Below are 17140 nucleotides of genomic sequence, written 5' to 3'. Positions count from 1 at the left end.
TCGCGGCACGTAGGCGTTGGGAGCCAATTGTCAACACGCCCTAATATTTACCGGCTATATGCATTTATATTAATAACAGCATGGAAAATCATTGCAGTTGCTATTTTGCTTCCTCACCAATTAAGTCACCACTTGATAAGAAAGCAAAATCAATCTGACGATGTTGTTTTTCCCACACTTCAGGCAAAAACAGCACCCTTACATTGCAGCACGCTTAGAGGAATTTTCACTAATTGATTCTTGTTGCTTAATGATTTTATCCATTTCCTGCACAAAGAGGATGACATCATCAAGAATGAAATTGCGTTTATGAGATTTCGAATACTCTATATACCTCTGAGCAATGTCTTTGCACTTTTCTGGCGTATATCTTTCATCACCTTCAAGTCCTTTTTGGTACATTTGGGTGAGTGCTCTCGCTACTCGTGGACCAGACTGCTTGTTTTTTCGAACATACGGGTTTAGTTCTGTAGGGTATGGTTTTGGGCTTACATCCTCAGATACCTTAAGCAGAGTATGTTTCGAGAATTGACTTAATACGCCCTTTTGAGGTTGTTCAGAATTAACTTTCTCCTCAGATGATTTGGTCAAGGACAAATCTTCTTTTTTCTGAGATATTACAGGACTATACAATCCAAATTTAGCTAACCCTGTACTGATTTTATTTTCAACCATAAGGGTTGGAATGCATTCGAGAAAATTGGAAAAAAGAGTACCAAGCGACATCCTCAAGGCAGGTTCTGATGCCAATTTAGGTATTGCTTTGCCCAGAAGCTGAAAAAATAATTCGATTTCTTTTTGTTTCGTAACAGCAGTTGGGCTGGTTTTAATAAGCTCTACCTGCTTCATCAAATCGCTAAGCCAATCACTTATCAAGGAATATTTTTCTACCCCAAGCTCTTTACTGCCATACTCTGACTGCATCTTATCCAATAGTTCGAATAATTTTTCTTCTTTGTCGGTTAGTTTTGATGTAAATATCGAATCAGGAATGATAGAAGTCCAATGAGTATTGCCTTCATTATTTAATATCATTTCCGGGCTTCCCGCATCATAGGACGGACTTGCGCCATTTCTATGAACATGCAAAATAATTTCATGATCATAGACAAGCTCAACTCTTCCCTCATGGTTACGTACCATGCGTTCACCTTGTATGGCACGATGTAAAACCATCAGTGTTTCTTCACTACCCCATACGAACTCTCTTCGAAGATGCTCTCTATATTCATCAAGATGTTTTTCATTATCAGCTAATAAAAAATCTATCGTTTCTTTTCTTAGGATATTATCTAAAATAGTCGCCTGATGAACCTGGATCTCTTTTTCAGTTAAGCTTTGCTCTTTGAGTTCCTGTTTTTTACTTTCCCATTGACGATTGAATTCCTCTATAACAGCAGGCGTTCTTGTTAAAATATATTCTTGAAGAGCATCTAACAAACCACTAACCTTGTATATCTCGGCCTCAGTATAATCAGGATTGGAGAAATCATTGTCTATTAACAAGGCCAACTCTGATTCATTGATTTGTAGAGCGCGTTTAAAACCAAATTCCACAGCATAATGGAGGGATGAAAATATAGGCGTATCATGAGGTGACGATTTGAATTCGATTTTGGTATGTTCCGCTGCCAAATCTCTGGTTGCTCTGCCAAGAATGGGTTCTATAATTGTTTTTATTTCTTCACGCGTAAAGGCCCTATCATGGTCTTTGGATAATAGTTTTCGTAAACTGGCTCGACCTTCTTCCTTTAATCCTAATTTGTTAAAAATATCTTCAGTAATCCTGACATTATTTTTTGCCCGCAAATAATACATTAATGAAATACTGTAAGCATAATACAAGCAATTGCCTTTACCACTATTATCCACATTAAACATATTGACTCCTTTTTGTAAATTTAAAATCCTTACCACGTTAATAGTCTTTTATTGCGTTTCCTCCTTGGCTTGATTTTATTATTTGAAAGATTCATGAATTTTTTTCTGGTAATGGACTGATACTCAGTGATACAAGTGAGTAAATCGATAAATTGTTGATTTGATACGAAAAGAATTCTTTTAAGGATGAATCCCGAGTCATTCATTTGAAGCCGGTGATCAGGGAAATTGGCTTGCTGTGGGGTAATATTATTTATGATTAAATCCCAACATATTGACACAACATTAATCCCTTAGTTTTTATTTGATATAAAATGCAATGTATACGATCAAAATGATTCGTGCAATACTTTCATCTCATTTTCCAGTCAGTAAGTGCGATTAATACCAAGGTGATTTTGATATGGAAATCATTGGGTTAATTTACAGGGAAAATTGGCTATAAAACCAACCACAGCCAACAGGTACGCATAAAAGAGCTTGCATAATACTCTAAAATATCTGTAAGCCAGCAATCTCTTATTTTGGATATTCTCTCAGGAGTTTGCTTATTGTTCTCGTAGAAGTACGTCTAAAGTGCTCGATATCGCGCATAAGAAGCAGCTTCCCATTTACCGTAACTTATACTCCCATCTGATGATTTATGCTCAAGATATCGAGCATCTTGAGTTAACTCTGAATGGCTATAAATAACTGTATCATCATGTGCAGAAAAAAATAAAGCGAACGTGAAACGCTCTATAGAACCTGTAGTTTTCTTAACTAAATGTTTCGTGGCACGAATTGTATCATTTGAAGCAAGCTGCACAAATTCTCCAACCTGAAACAACATAATTGATTTATCTGAGGCATCAATTCTCTCGAACTGATCACTATTCGAAGGCATGATATAAAGCCCAGCATTTTCTGGCTCATCAACTTCTACTCCATTTCTAAAATAATAAGCAGGCATCAGTGCTGTTAACACTCCATGATCTAGATGAGCGCCGCACCAATTGGGATTTTGTATTTCATCAACTGCTAAGTAATGCAACATCCGCCCATAACCCACTAGATTATTAAGTGGGAGTCCAATTGATTCATTCAATCCCATAAAATTTAGAATTTTTTTACCGGTATCAAACATCAGTTCACCCAATGCCAAGTAGGGTGTTTTTAAATCCATCTCGTTTGGCCATTTGTTTCGTTTATGATCAGGGACAAACGCGTAAAAAGACATTTTTTTATCATCTCTTTGCCATTGGCCGTTTTGATCTAAAAACTGTTCTGCACCTAATTCATACCCTTCAGTCAAACCAGCATCGCGCTCAGGAGCATATTGCTTTTTAATTGACATCCCTAATGAAGAAAAATGTCGTGCGGCTTGAAGATAGTCTCTTGATTTTTCGATAAAATGAGGCACATCTCTTACCCCAATAATCCCTGTCATGCATAATGCCGTTTGAATTCTATCTTTGATTGAATCATTATGAGTATCGAACAGATCTTTGTATGAGATGATATCGAGGCTCATATTTTCTTTCCTTATAATAAATTATGATCATGTCACCTGGTTCCGAGAAGAATTAGTGTAATGCAACGCATTACACTAATATTGATGGACTCCGCGTTTCAACATCCATCATATCCTTAGGTTCTGTATCAGTTAAAAACGAGTGTTGTCTCAATTCTTCTGCAAAAAAACCTTGATATCCATGACCTTTATGCAGTTGGTTAAGTGTCAACCAAATTTCATTCATAAGGTCTTTATAATTGCGTGTAGAACATAAGTCTTCTGATTCTATGTTGCTAGCAATCTCATATTTGATTTTATCAAAAACAACTCTAACACCATTTTTCATTCGTAATGTTGATTTCATTTCTGGAGCTTGCAGTACTCTAGCTACTTTATCAGCAACATCGACATCAACAATGTATTTTTGGCTAGGAGGAAAAGGGCGAAATGGTACAAAAAAATCAAAAAAGATTTGCGCTTTGGTTTCTTCATCGACCAAATCAACAAGTTGATTAATAATTTCATTAGCATCAATAGATCGTAATGGCTCTGAAAGCTCAGAGTAATCAGAAAATCCTCGCAATCTGGCGTCAAATATAGTTTGGCATAAGGGATTTGCGAGTACGCTTGACAGGATACTAAACTTTGGAAAATGTTCTTGTTTATAGCTAAAGCTACTAAGATCAAATAGGGTTATTGCACGATTCAAGCCTGCTAAATCAACATGTTGCGATAAATAATTTACAATATTGGTTAAATCTACTCCGTTTTTTAGAGCACGCATCATAAACGCTACACAATCCTGGGGATTTTTGGTGGAAAATAAAAACGTTACCACATCGGTAGAGAGAGAAGTTTGGCTGGAAAGAGTATCAATACTTTCTTGCAAGTCAGGTAGATAGTGATTTGTAATCAAATAATTGAGCATGGATTTGTTCAAACATTTAAGATTACTGATTAAACTAATGAGAGCCGTTAATTCAGATACATGAGAGGAGTTATCAAAGATACGGCTGACTGTTTCTTCATCAAGTAATCCTGTACCTGCATTATTTATTAAATGTAATAGTTGAGACAAATATTCCTGCTCTTCAAAATCTAACTCAGTAAAAAGATTTGGAAATTGTTCAAAACTTTTTGGAAATTTTACCTGCCAGTCCTTTAACATAATCACTCTCTTTAAAATGATAAAAAATAAATCATAAAGTTAACTAGATTAAACATCCCAAGTCAAGAATATAAACTGGTTGATTAAGATGATAGATCCGGCCAGTTTAACTAAGTTTGAAAATGGCTGAGACTAAGACACTAGTTTGATATTCAATTACTGAAATAGCTAAGCCCATTACCAGTACCCTTTTGCTCAACACCTTCAGATGAAACCATAGTGAAGAATCCAACTGTACCTCTTCTGTCAATTCGATGGGGATGAATTGATGTCGGTGGTGGCTCGTAGCTTGATTCACAATCGCCTGTGTCGATTTCTAATTTCCTAAATGTCTTACATTTTGTGGATGGTGTAAGCGATAGCTTTTCTTCAGAAAAAAATGAAGATACACTGAGCGAACGTTTCAGTAATTTAGGTTTCTTCTCATCTGAATGAAATTTTGATATAGGATGTAAGGGATGATCGGGATGAAATAAACTCTCTGAATAAACCAGTGGACTTAGAGTACCAATAAGCTCTTCGGAAATAAGTTTTAATTTTTTAACATCTTCTTGTACCGTAGCAGATAGCCATTCCCATAAGTGTGCCAATTGAAGGTTGGCTGTTTCCATACTAAATTGCTTCACCTCATCATCAAGATAGCCGTAACGAAATCCACTAAAATGAATTCCTAATGGCTTTAAGGCAATCATCACACGTTCTAAATGCTTTTTCTTATCGTCAAGCATCGCAACATGACGAGGAGTGCGCCCTAATCGCTCAAAAAACGCACTTAAATTTTCCCCTTTATCACCCCCAGCACAAAAAATGACACCACCCTGACATGATGATCCATCATCAGGTACAATGCTGTTACGCGAAAAATCGACCCCCATATCAGAAAGTTGTCTCAATGTCTGGTGTCGAATCGTATATCCACGTGCAGTTAATCCAATAATGGGTATACCAATATCTTGTAGTGCTTTAATGAGGCGAACTATATTGGGTTCTACTGCAGTTGTTCGAACAAAATGCTGTGCCGTATTATAAACCGACATCAGCGAAGGCTTAGCAATGTCCTGATTAATCTCTTTTTGTTTGACGTGAGAGAACAATCCCTCAAACCATGCATCGCCTCCAAAGGCAATCCGAGGTGTCATGACGGTATTATCTAGATCCAAAACCAACCAAGTATCAAAATGAATGTCTTTTAACGCTTCACGAAATTTTTTAATTTCCTCAATTTTTTGCAACATCATTATCTCCTTATAATACAACTACAGCAATACAACTACATCATTCCGGAATAGAAATCGCCGGGTCTAATACCCCCGGCGCAATAGAGAAAATTGATTATTTGTAACGGGCTCGTTTTGTATTATGTTGATGCTCCATTTCGTCATCCTCGGCTGGCCGTTTGAAAAATCCATGTCGTTCTAACCTTGGATTATGATGTTGCGCTTTTTTAGAAGCTTTATTCTTCGGTTTCACATCAATTGATTCTTCTTCCATCTCTGAATCCTCTAAGTCCTCACTACGATCCTCAGATTCGGTTTCTTCTTCATCGGAACCTTCTGAATTATCAGAGGAATTAGCATAATACTCATCATCTTCTTCATCCTCAGGTAGATCCTTATACTTCTCTTCCATTTCCACAATTTTTTGCTGCCAGCGTTTTAAACCAGGCAACATATCCTGTGTTAAACCCACATCTTCTTTTTCTTTACCTGAAAATATAGAAGCTCCTTCTTCTTCATCTGATTCAATAATAAGCCGCCTTCTTTTAGGCTTTGTACTCTTCTCTTCGGTTTCTTTAGGAAGTTGATTGAAAAAACTTGAAGAACTTGGTCTTATAGGGATTGGACAAACAATTTCTGGATGACTTTTAAGCGGCGTCTCACTTGCTAGCCTTAATTCTCGAGCATCAATTGGTTTCTTTGCAGGAGAGCCAGAAAATCTTTCAGCCACAGACTGCAACCAAGTGATAATTTTCATGAATCCATTATTTGCTAACTCTGCCTGCATCTCATAAGAGATGATTTGTCCGAGTGTTGCTAAACTTGGTGGAGTTGCTTGATTTAATGCCGCATAAGCTCTTATACCTGTTGATGCAACCCAATATCCACATAAACCTCGGTTGAATCCCTCAGCGTTAGGAATAACAGAAAGTGTAGCTCCTGTGGGTAATTGACTCGCTAAACTGGTAACATATTTATTTCCTGATGTTTGACCTATTGGATCAAAAATGAAGTATTGATTATCACGACCGTGAATTAACATAATCCAATGGCCAGAAACTTTGCTTTCTCCCACATCGGTTAATACAGGCATAAAACCTTGACGGTTCAGTGCATCTAAATTAAGCGTTAAATTTCCATTATAGATAGAAGCACTAACCATTTCTGAATACCCCATATGGGCAAAGAGAGCATGCATTCCTGATTGGGTTAATTCCATTTCTTCTACATATAATTCTGATTTTTTTGGCGCAGGGATATGAGAAAAAACTTTCAGTTCTTCATCAACAAGCATCTTATCTGATAAATCCGTGGACCGATCGTGAGCAATGTGATTACGTTTTAACAACTTGGCGTGTTCTTCGGCTGACATGTTAGGAATAACAATTTTTGACTTTGAAGCCAGAGAAATCACATGCCTTTTTTCTTTATTCCCTTCCATGGCACGAACAACATCGTGAATATTGTTAATTGGTTGGCCATTAATTTCTTTAACAATTCCACGAATATGCTTCTCATAACCTTGAGTTTCCTTACAATTGAGGATGGTATTAATCACAACAATTTGCTCATTGGGTTTTTTCTTAGGCGCATCAGGTAAGGAGCAGTTTTCTTCAACTAAATGCATTTCTTCGAAATCACACCCATTTCCTTCCATGTAATTACGGGTCAGTGGAACAAAACAAATTCCCGAGTTAATGTAATAGGTCGGCATTTTGTCGTGTTCAGGGACTGATACTTTTTCTGTATCACCCAAGATCGTATCTAAAATAACATCTACCTCCAGTTCCTCAACAGTATCAGTATCAGGCTTCCTACGTAAAATGTTGAGTCTAACGCTATCGCCGATGAATTTAGACTGAGTCACATGAAAATAATCGATGCAATTTCCGATCCCTGGAATATCTACAGTCCCTTCATTTGATATGGGTAATCCATCAATAGCCAGTATGATATCGTCTGGTTTTAATTTGGTGTATGCATCTGATAAATTATCCACTTTTAAAATGCGAATACCCGATTTTTTACCCATTTTATAAAATTCACGTTCACTTGGGTTTTCAATTTCCTCTGTAACAATTGGAATGCTAGGGAATCCACGATATGGCTTACCACTTAATGCCTCTGTTAGGAAATGCTGCATAATTGGAATAGGGATGATATAACTTAATCCTTGATGTCCACCATATCCCTGAAAAGCAACCCCAACGACCTTTTCGCCTATAAATACTGGTCCACCACTATTTCCAGGGTTAACTGCTGCATCAACTTGAGCTTGCAATAAATTTTGGCCACTCATAGAATAACCATCAACTTGAATACGCGAGACAATTCCTTTTGAAAGGGATATTTCAGTTCCCCCCATGGGAAAACCAACAACCATAATTCGATCTCGTAAACTCACCATTTCACCCAATTCAACAGGTTCGACAAGATCATTAAACTCAGGATCTTCAACCTCCAATAAGGCTAAATCACACTGATATGAAACGCATTTGACTTTTGCTTCATATTTTTTAATACGATTATTTGCTAATCGTACTTGCAAAAATGTTGTGTTCTCCGCAACATGAGCATTGGTCATTATATATTTTTTGCCTGAAGTAGGATCTTGAACTATAAAACCGGATCCTGAACAAGAAGATGACTCTGGACCTCGCCAGGGATTATCATAATCGGCCACAAAAAAGTCAGAGTAAATTTGCACTACTGATAGTTCATGCTGATTTTGAGTAGGGAATTTGATGCGTTTTTTTGGAGTTTCTCTCATATCCTCATCGTCACTATCCTCTTCTCTTCGTCTTTTTTTACCATTGGACGAACTTGATTTATCAGGGGCTGTTTTATGCTTGGATTTCATTACCTGGTCTTCATGAGCAGCACGTTTTGATTTTGGTGCGCTCATTTCAAGCTCAGCATCATCCTCATCGCGTCTTCTTTTACGATTCAAATCATCAGATTGGGAAGAAGCGGTTTTTGGTTTTGACGGAGCTATTACCGATTCATCTTCCATCTCACTATCACGTTTTCTTTTTCCACCAACTGCTTTGGTAAGAGAAGCGTCTTGGTGAGAAGTTGAAGTGGTTTCAGTATGCCTCTTAGTTGCTTGTGTTTTTGTTAAGATAGATCCTGCTTTTTTGGATGAAACAGTTGCAAGGCCTTCATCACCCTTGGATTTGTTGCCTTTCACTACCTGTTTACTCACAGGCTCAATCTTATTCAGAATATTGTAAGTTATTGCAGTTCCTTGAGCTAAATCCGATGCTTTCGCAAATAATGGGTAGGCTAAAAACGGATCGATTTTTTGCATCAACTCTACATAGCGTTCTTTTATTTTAACTCGTACACTAAAATCAATATGCTTAACCAATTCTGAATCAAGCAACATCTCAAATTTAGGTTTAATGGTTAATAATGATTCTGGGGCATTTATAGCAAACCATTTGACAGTTCGCTCTAAAATCATCATCTGAGTATTCGCCCATTTTGGAGCGGCACCTAAATTCTCTTTTTTTTGTGGGTCTTTATCCATTGGCATTAAGGACCAACCATAAAGATGCAACCACTCAGGACGATAACTATTTTTGAAAAAATTATCCTTAATGTCAGCCTCAAAAGCGCGCTTTAGACGTGCTTTCATATCCGGATGAAGTTCATCACTCATTTTTTCAAAAAAGTGTTCATAAGCATCACGAGCTGACTCCCCCATAACCGTATTCTGGTCAGGAGTTCTTGTTTTAATGAGATCACGTTGTGGAACAGAGTCATGATCAATCTCCAATTCAGACCCACCCTTTGTGACCTGACCTATTTCGGCCAATTCTTTCTCTAATTCTTTTTTAGCTGATTTTTTAAGCTTATCGCTAAATAAGGGTGTTTCTTTAATTGAACCCCAAAAAGGTTGCTTACCTTCTTCAGGAGAAGGAGAAAAACAAACGATTTGAATGGGATCTTCATCTTCCTTTTCCCCAACCTTCCCATAAATGGAACGTTTTCCATACATAGGAGTATGGCCATCGGGTGTTTGTGCACGAAATCGATGCATTCCTCTAAAAGGTTGAATCGCTTCAATATTAATTAAAGGACGGACTTTGGGTGTCTCTTCATTCTCGCCTTGTGGTAACTCATATTGCAGCGCAACAGTTTTGTCATCTTCCTTAGTGATCACAGCATGTCCTATTTTTTCGCTATTTGGTGCATAACGAAAATGCTCATTCTCTGCAAGGAAAGAAAAATCATGTGCTGTAAATTCTTTGGTAGTTTTTGAATCGGGGTAGGGGTGAGAAGTTTCTGTTCCGCTTTGTTGAACTTTTTTGCTTTTTTTCAGGTCGCTTTTATCCTTAGAACCTTCATCGATATCCATTTTATCGTTTGGCATAACTAACTCCTTCGTAAAGATAAGGTAAATCCATTACATCTCTTTGCTAAAAAGCAGCGAGTTATTGTTATCAGAAACAAATTTGGGTGTAAAGATATTTTTTATGAATCAAATTTAGACAGCGATATAATCTAATTGATTAAATTTAAGCTAAAAATGGTTAATCACAAATGCCAAGTTCTTGTTAAATCAAAAAATATTAATTATGAAATAAAGATCAGATCAGGTTCGACATACAGCTTTTTATTATCAATTTTAATTAATAACTGAGCAAATAGTATATATTTATTTCATATTAAATTTTAGTCATTTGACATAGTACAATCATAATTGACCTTATATGGAAATCATTGATTTAATGCACAGGAAAAATTGGCTTTAAAACTAACCAAGGGCAACAGGTGTTGACAGGATTGCCATAGTCCTGTATACATAATATACAAATTAATTTTTTGTGATTATTCATGTTCTACTCTACTACAACAAATCAGTTAAATAAAAAAGCAAGTCTTGTACAAGACTTTGCCTGCTTTTTTTATTTTAGCTTTTTCAGCCCTGAGCTGGGTGGTAGGTAGGCAATACTAACACTCCAACCCCCAGCTGAGTCTGGGGGTTTTTGATACCCAAGATCCCCAGACTAATAAAGGGGAGTTGGATAAAATCAAAAAAGGAGTGTGAACGATGAACCATCCATCTCAAATTCATCATCCGTCCAAAGCCCCTTCTGGCTTGGGGAGGATACGATGACCTATTCCATCTTAAAAAAACTGCCACCAATAGAAAAAATCATTCAGGAATTGCCATTACCCCACTCCGCCTGTCAGCAAATTGCCCAGGACCGGCAAGAGGTCAAAGCGATTTTGGAAGGACGAGATAAACGTCTTTTGATGATAGTCGGCCCTTGTTCGGCATGGCCTAAAAAAGCGGTATTGGAATACGCGGAGCGTTTGGTACAACTCAACAATAAAGTCAAACATGCTTTAAAATTAATCATGCGGGTTTACATTCAAAAGCCCAGAACGACAAAAGGCTGGACTGGTCCTGTTAATCAACCCGATTTATTTTCAACCCCTGATATTGAAGCAGGTATAAAATATACCCGGGATATGATGATAAAAGTCATTCAAATGGGGCTCCCTATCGCTGATGAGGCTCTGTTCACCCATAATGCCAAGGGATTCCTTGAACTTCTGTCCTGGGTTGCAATAGGCGCCCGTAGTTCAGAGGATCAAGAACATCGAATTTTTGCCTCTGCCCTTGACTGTGCGGTAGGATTAAAAAACCCCACACATGGTTCACTTGCTGTAGGAGTAAACAGCCTGGTTGCCTCACAGCATCCTCATGTCGCTGTCTTTGATGGATATGAAGTGCAAACCCATGGCAATCATCATGCTCATCTCGTTCTGCGTGGCTCAAACCAAGCCCCCAATTACTCCGTTTCTCACCTGGAGGAAGTCATGTACTACATGGGCATGCATCAGATAGTTAACCCTTCTGTCATTATTGATGTGAGCCATGACAACTGTCTGGTGAATGGGAAAAAAAATCATCAACTGCAACCATCAATTGCTTTTAGCATTCTGGAAAGCATCAAAAATAGACCTGATTTAAAACAACTGGTCAAAGGTTTCATGGTAGAAAGTTTCATCAAAGAAGGCAATCAAAAATTAGACTCTATCAATCCGGCAAACATTGATTTAAACGGGTTATCCGTTACCGATCCTTGCCTCAGTTGGGAGAAGACAGAATCGTTCCTGTTGGAACTGGCAGAGAGGGAAGCGTTATGAAGAATCTCATTGAAGAAAAAGAAGCAATTCGCTTCGGTGTTTCTGGAGATATCGGATCATTTTCTGAGGAAGCAGCACTACTTTATGCCAAAGAGAAAGATATTAATGTCCATCTCATTCATTTGCTGGATATGGAAGGCGTTTTAAATGCTATTGAGAATGAAACTATAGATTTGGGCATCTTACCCGTTGTTAACCTTTTAGGAGGATTGGTAAAACCAGCATTTCAGGCTATGGGCAAATATTCATTTACTCCCATCGATGAGATTTGGCATAACATTAACCAATGCCTGCTGGTTAAACCGAATACTCAACATCATAAAATCACCCATATTGTTTCGCATCCTCAAGGTCTTGCCCAGTGCAAAAAATTCCTCCGACACAAATTTAAAGATGCGAAAAAAATAGAATGGATCGATACAGCCAAAGCAGCAAGAGATCTGGCAGAAGGAATATTACCACCCCATACCGCCGTCATTGCGTCGGCACGTTGTGCACCACTTTATGGTTTGCAAATGAGAGCGAGAAATATTCAGGACAGCTATCAGAATAAAACGGCTTTTATATTAGTTAAAAAATAGAGTGATAAGGTCCCTATCTGGTAAGGAGTTCATCATGAGTACGATTGAAGAACTAAGAAAACAAATTGAACAAACTGATGCATACATTATTGAAAAATTGGCTCAACGCCAAGAATTGTCTAAGCAAATCGGCGCCTTAAAAGCTAAAGAAGGAAAAAAAATAATAGACCGCCTGCGCGAAAAAAAATTGTTTGAATATTATGACTATTTATCCAGGCAATATCACTTGCAGCAGGATTTCGTGAATCAATTATTCAAGATAATTATCTCAAACTCAAAAAAGGTCCAAAAATAATGAACCATTGTGAAAAAAAGAACTTGCCCAAAGATTCCGCAACAGTTGCCATCAATTCTCTGGCTCAACAAAAAATTAACGCAGGAATCAAAATTCATAATCTCAGTGCTGGAGAACCCAAATTACCCCCCCATCCCTCCATAATAAATGCCGTCACACAGGCTATGGAACAAGGACATACCTTCTATCCTCCAATAATGGGCATTCCTGAATTACGTCATCTGGGCTGTGAATGGATGCATCGATCCTATGATTGCTCATTCCAAAAGGAGCAATGTCTGGTTGTGAATGGAGGAAAACTTGGCATTTATTTACTCATGCAATTATTACTGCAGCTAAATGATGAAGTCATTATTCCTTCTCCATACTGGGTCTCCTATCCAGCCATGGTTAGCCTGTTTGGTGGTACCCCCGTGATAGTTGAAACGACAGAAGTTGAAGAATGGAAACTAACGCCACGGGCTCTGAAAAAGGCTTGTTCTGCAAAAAGTAAAATACTCATTCTGAATAATGCCAGCAATCCAACTGGAGCCTTGTATACCCAATCCGAACTGGCTCACTTGCTACAAGTAGCCGAGGAACATCATCTTTTAGTGATCTCTGATGAAGTCTATAGCGAACTGACCTATGATGAGCATCATTACGTATCCTGTGGTTCTTTCCCTCAATTTCGAGAGCGTGTCATCATCATTCAAAGCTGTTCCAAAAACTTTTCCATGACCGGCTGGCGAGTGGGTTTCGTTTTTGCCCCAGAAATATTCATCAACCCTTTAACTTCTCTGGTCAGTCAAAGCACCAGTGGCGTGACCACCCTGAGCCAATGGGCCGCTGTGGCGGCACTGCAAGAGGTAAATCAAGTCAATATCTGGGTTCAACAAAATATGGAAAAAAGAAGAGATTGCCTAGTCCAGTCCTTGTATGACTATCTGGGATTAACCATAACACCCCCGGTTTCATCACTTTATGTTTTTCTTGCCCTAAAGGATATTGGCTGCAAAAATCAAAATTCCGAGGAGTTTTGTAAACAAGCTTTGGATAAGGCCAATGTTGCGATGGTACCGGGAATCGCCTTTGGTAAAGAGGGTTACGTCCGCTTGTCTTTTGGAGGCAATGAAGACGATTTAAAATCAGGTATTTATGCTCTGGCGCAATGGCTGCATCGCTGATTAAAGTAATTCATTACTTTGCAAGAAGCATTACTAGACCTCTTGCCTAATCTGATTATTTTACTGCAGTTTTGCAGTTAATAACCTGCTCCATTTAACGGCTCTATAAAATTAATGCATTCGACAATAGGCTAAAAAACTATTATGTTATTTATCGAAATATCAGGACAATAAAATCATGCTAAGAGAATACGATAATTTAATCTGTTACAAACAGATATCCATTGATGACCATGGAAAACTTAAATTTTTTCTTGAAAAGCACAGTACAAAAGAAGGGACATGGGGTAAACTTTCCTTGAATGAAGGTGAAATTGATTTTATTTTCCTGGATGGCTTAGGTCAGGAACTGTCGCGCATCCGACTGGATAAAAACAATCAGGAATTGTCTATTCCTCCTGCTTCCTGGCATAAAATTATTCCAATCAGCACCACCTTCAATGCTTGGCTTGAATTTTATTGCAAACCTCATCGCTACTTTAACAAAAAATACGGTTTAACTGAGGTGCACCGTGATTTACTGTACGTGTATCATACTTACTTATCGCATTCAGGCCCACTAACTATCCTGGATGTCGGTTGTGGTTCAGGTAGAAATCTTTTGTACTTGGCCCAACTTGGTCATGCAGCGACTGGGATTGATATCAATCAATCGGCACTGGAAAATATTCAGGTAATCGCTCAAAAAGAAAACCTGAGTTCAATTAACACTTTGTCACAGGATTTAAATCAACCTCAATCCCTTACAAAAAATCATTACGATTTTGTTTGCTCTACCGTAACCCTTCAATTTTTAAATGCCTTTTGTATTCCAGCCTTATTGACTGAATTGCAGGAGGCAACGAAGAAAAATGGCTATCATTTTCTGGTTTTTCCCGTCCAATCCGATCGTTATTCACTCCCAACCTCATTCACGTTTTTGCCAAAACAAGAAGAGCTGTATCATTTTTACCAGGACAGGGGCTGGTCTATCCTCGAATACAAAGAAACAGTAGGACATCTTCATAAACAGGACGAATTGGGAAGACCGATGCAAGGATTATTTGCTCTTTTGCTTGCCCAGAAAGTTTTATAAAGTTCGCGTTCATAAAATCAGGACTTACGAAAAACCCCAAGGTCGAGGCAAAAAATGTTTTTAATGAGGAAACTTAGATAAACTAAATGACCGAATTAAAAACATTTTTTAACAAAGAGATTGGGGTTTTTCGTAAGTCCTGAAAATATTATTCGCAATTGCTAGCTGATCCTCAATAAAGTAGACAACTCACTTGGGTTATGTAAAACATCTGCCAGAGTATACTGCTCTAAAATCTGCAGGAAAGCACGTTGTGCCTCATACAAAACGCTCTTGAGTTTACATACCGGGGCAATGCAGCAGTTTGCCTTTTCTTTATTAAAACAGGGAACCAAATCAAAATTGGGCTCAAGTTCCATAATCAATTGACCCAAGTTAATGGTTTCAGGAGAGGATGCCATCAAAATACCTCCATGTTTTCCCCGTATAGTCTTAATTAAACCCATCTTCGATAAATTATGAATGATTTTGATGAGATGGTTGTTTGATATGGAATAGGCGTCTGTAATGTCTTTAATGGTACAAGAGCCTTTCTTTAGGGCAATGTAGATCAAAGCGCGCAGGGAGTAATCAGTAAATTGAGTCAATTGCATAAAAAATCCTTCTGGTTTGTTGACGTCTATTATTTCTTTTTATAAGATGTATTTCAAATACATCTTTAAGGAGTATATCATGACTGAATCCTTGTTTGAGCGATTAGGAGGACAAAATGCCGTCAATGCTGCTGTGGATATTTTCTACCGCAAAATGCTCATGGATGACAGAGTGAATTATTTTTTTGATGACGTGGATATGGAGCAACAAATCCTTAAGCAAAAAGGATTTTTAACTATGGTGTTTGGCGGGCCGAATCACTATACAGGAAAAAGTATGCGGGAAGGACATCAGCATCTTCTTGCCAGAGGCTTAAATGACTCACATGTGGATATTGTAATTGGGCATTTAGGGGAAACGCTTAAGGAATTGGGCGCCAATGAAGAAGACATTCAAAAAGTAGCGGCAATCGCCAATAGCGTTCGTGACGATGTATTGGGGCGATCATCATGAGTACCGTACGATTTAATAATCAATCTTTTGCATTAACTCCGGATGAAAGTCTCTTGCAATGTTTTTTGCGCCACGGGGTAGAATACCCTAACTCCTGTCAGGCAGGCATTTGCCAGTCATGCCTGATTAAAGCCAAAGATGGGGAAATTAATCCAGGCTGGCAAGAAGGATTACCGGAAACGCTCAAATCTCAAGGGTATTTCCTGGCTTGTCTTGCCAAACCAACCACTTCACTTGATGTCACATCTCCTGATAATGCAGAATGCGAGACACAGGCTCAAATAATGAGTCTGCAACGGTTAAATCACAATGTCATTCAAGTCAAACTGCAGGTAGAACACCCTGCTCCCTGGCTACCCGGGCAATACTTGACGCTCATTAATCCTGAAGGAACAATGCGCAATTACTCCATAGCCAATATCCCTGCTGATGATGGATACATTGAACTGCACATCAAAATTTATCCACAAGGTGACATGGGACAATGGCTTTTGCAACGCGCAACCACTAATACATTCATCACCATCCGAGGCCCTTTTGGTCAATGTTATTACCATAATCCAGATAAACTGGCTTTTAATATATTGCTGGCAGGAACAGGGACTGGCCTTGCCCCTCTGATAGGTATCATCAGAAGCGCATTAACACAAAAACATGAAGGAACGATTACCCTGGTGCATGGCGGTGTTACTGATGAGGATATCTATTACAGGGAAGAACTGGAAATGTTATCTTTATTGTTCAGTAACTTCCGCTACGATCCCTGCGTGCTTCAAAGTCAAGGGCTTTATCCCGAAGGCTCAATTGAAAAACGAGTGTTAATTCACCTGAATGCTCTCAACGCTACGAAAGTCTATGTGTGTGGTCCAAAAGAAACAACCAATAAATTGAAAACACGCATTTTTCTTGGCGGCGTGCCTTCAGCAAATATTTTTAGTGATGTTTTTTTATAATAAAGGACTTACGATAAACCCCAAGATCAAGGCAAAAAATGTTTTTAATGAGGGATGCGTATTCCGGAGGACTTGATCACTAATTCCGTTAGGCATT

Annotated in this window: 14 protein-coding genes; 8 read left to right on the top strand and 6 right to left on the bottom strand. The window is 38.3% G+C overall.

Annotated features, from left to right (window positions below; genetic code table 11):
- A partial coding sequence (locus CC34_RS1000000117435) for a hypothetical protein (RefSeq protein WP_231957876.1) occupies nucleotides 1-237 on the top strand: 237 nt, incomplete at its 5' end.
- Here CC34_RS1000000117435 and lotC read toward each other — a convergent pair.
- The 5 genes from lotC to CC34_RS0109845 all read right to left on the bottom strand — a co-directional run bounded on the left by lotC (nucleotide 199) and on the right by CC34_RS0109845 (nucleotide 10139).
- A complete protein-coding gene (gene lotC / locus CC34_RS0109865) occupies nucleotides 199-1917 on the bottom strand; it encodes a Dot/Icm T4SS effector deubiquitinase LotC (protein ID WP_080274189.1) in 1719 nt (572 codons plus the stop codon). The genes CC34_RS1000000117435 and lotC overlap by 39 nt on opposite strands.
- Before the next feature lie 535 nt (nucleotides 1918-2452).
- Nucleotides 2453-3394, bottom strand: coding sequence for an isopenicillin N synthase family oxygenase (locus CC34_RS0109860; protein WP_027228138.1), 942 nt, complete (start codon nucleotides 3392-3394; stop codon nucleotides 2453-2455).
- Between the two features lie 70 nt (nucleotides 3395-3464).
- On the bottom strand, nucleotides 3465-4544 hold the full coding sequence (locus tag CC34_RS0109855; RefSeq protein ID WP_027228139.1) for a hypothetical protein: 1080 nt from the start codon (nucleotides 4542-4544) through the stop codon (nucleotides 3465-3467).
- Nucleotides 4545-4696: 152 nt separating this feature from the next.
- Nucleotides 4697-5779, bottom strand: coding sequence for a DUF2608 domain-containing protein (locus tag CC34_RS01000000116395; RefSeq protein ID WP_231957875.1), 1083 nt, complete (start codon nucleotides 5777-5779; stop codon nucleotides 4697-4699).
- Nucleotides 5780-5876: 97 nt separating this feature from the next.
- Nucleotides 5877-10139 carry a PDZ domain-containing protein gene (locus CC34_RS0109845; protein ID WP_028379462.1) on the bottom strand — a complete coding sequence of 1421 codons (4263 nt, stop codon included), beginning with the start codon at nucleotides 10137-10139 and terminating at the stop codon, nucleotides 5877-5879.
- Between the two features lie 743 nt (nucleotides 10140-10882).
- Here CC34_RS0109845 and CC34_RS0109835 point away from each other — a divergent pair.
- From CC34_RS0109835 to tehB, 5 genes are all read left to right on the top strand, one after another.
- Nucleotides 10883-11926, top strand: coding sequence for a 3-deoxy-7-phosphoheptulonate synthase (locus tag CC34_RS0109835; RefSeq protein WP_028378665.1), 1044 nt, complete (start codon nucleotides 10883-10885; stop codon nucleotides 11924-11926).
- The gene (locus CC34_RS0109830; RefSeq protein ID WP_028379461.1) at nucleotides 11923-12507 is read left to right on the top strand and encodes a prephenate dehydratase domain-containing protein; all 585 of its coding nucleotides are present in this window, start codon (nucleotides 11923-11925) and stop codon (nucleotides 12505-12507) included. The genes CC34_RS0109835 and CC34_RS0109830 overlap by 4 nt, the downstream gene beginning before the upstream one ends.
- A gap of 34 nt (nucleotides 12508-12541) precedes the next feature.
- Nucleotides 12542-12802 carry a chorismate mutase gene (locus CC34_RS0109825; protein WP_011216411.1) on the top strand — a complete coding sequence of 87 codons (261 nt, stop codon included), beginning with the start codon at nucleotides 12542-12544 and terminating at the stop codon, nucleotides 12800-12802.
- Nucleotides 12802-13968 carry a pyridoxal phosphate-dependent aminotransferase gene (locus CC34_RS0109820; protein WP_028379460.1) on the top strand — a complete coding sequence of 389 codons (1167 nt, stop codon included), beginning with the start codon at nucleotides 12802-12804 and terminating at the stop codon, nucleotides 13966-13968. The genes CC34_RS0109825 and CC34_RS0109820 overlap by 1 nt, the downstream gene beginning before the upstream one ends.
- Before the next feature lie 178 nt (nucleotides 13969-14146).
- Nucleotides 14147-15043, top strand: coding sequence for an SAM-dependent methyltransferase TehB (gene tehB, locus CC34_RS0109815; protein ID WP_028379459.1), 897 nt, complete (start codon nucleotides 14147-14149; stop codon nucleotides 15041-15043).
- A gap of 161 nt (nucleotides 15044-15204) precedes the next feature.
- Here tehB and CC34_RS0109810 read toward each other — a convergent pair whose 3' ends face one another.
- On the bottom strand, nucleotides 15205-15636 hold the full coding sequence (locus CC34_RS0109810; RefSeq protein ID WP_027228145.1) for an Rrf2 family transcriptional regulator: 432 nt from the start codon (nucleotides 15634-15636) through the stop codon (nucleotides 15205-15207).
- A gap of 79 nt (nucleotides 15637-15715) precedes the next feature.
- Between CC34_RS0109810 and CC34_RS0109805 the strand changes: the two genes are divergently transcribed.
- Nucleotides 15716-16090 carry a group I truncated hemoglobin gene (locus CC34_RS0109805; protein WP_027228146.1) on the top strand — a complete coding sequence of 125 codons (375 nt, stop codon included), beginning with the start codon at nucleotides 15716-15718 and terminating at the stop codon, nucleotides 16088-16090.
- Nucleotides 16087-17043, top strand: coding sequence for an FAD-binding oxidoreductase (locus tag CC34_RS0109800; RefSeq protein ID WP_028379458.1), 957 nt, complete (start codon nucleotides 16087-16089; stop codon nucleotides 17041-17043). The genes CC34_RS0109805 and CC34_RS0109800 overlap by 4 nt, the downstream gene beginning before the upstream one ends.
- The last annotated feature ends 97 nt before the right edge of the window (nucleotides 17044-17140 follow it).

Source organism: Legionella pneumophila subsp. fraseri, assembly GCF_000586315.1.
Lineage (GTDB): Bacteria > Pseudomonadota > Gammaproteobacteria > Legionellales > Legionellaceae > Legionella > Legionella pneumophila_B.
This window is presented reverse-complemented; position numbering and strand designations above follow the sequence as displayed.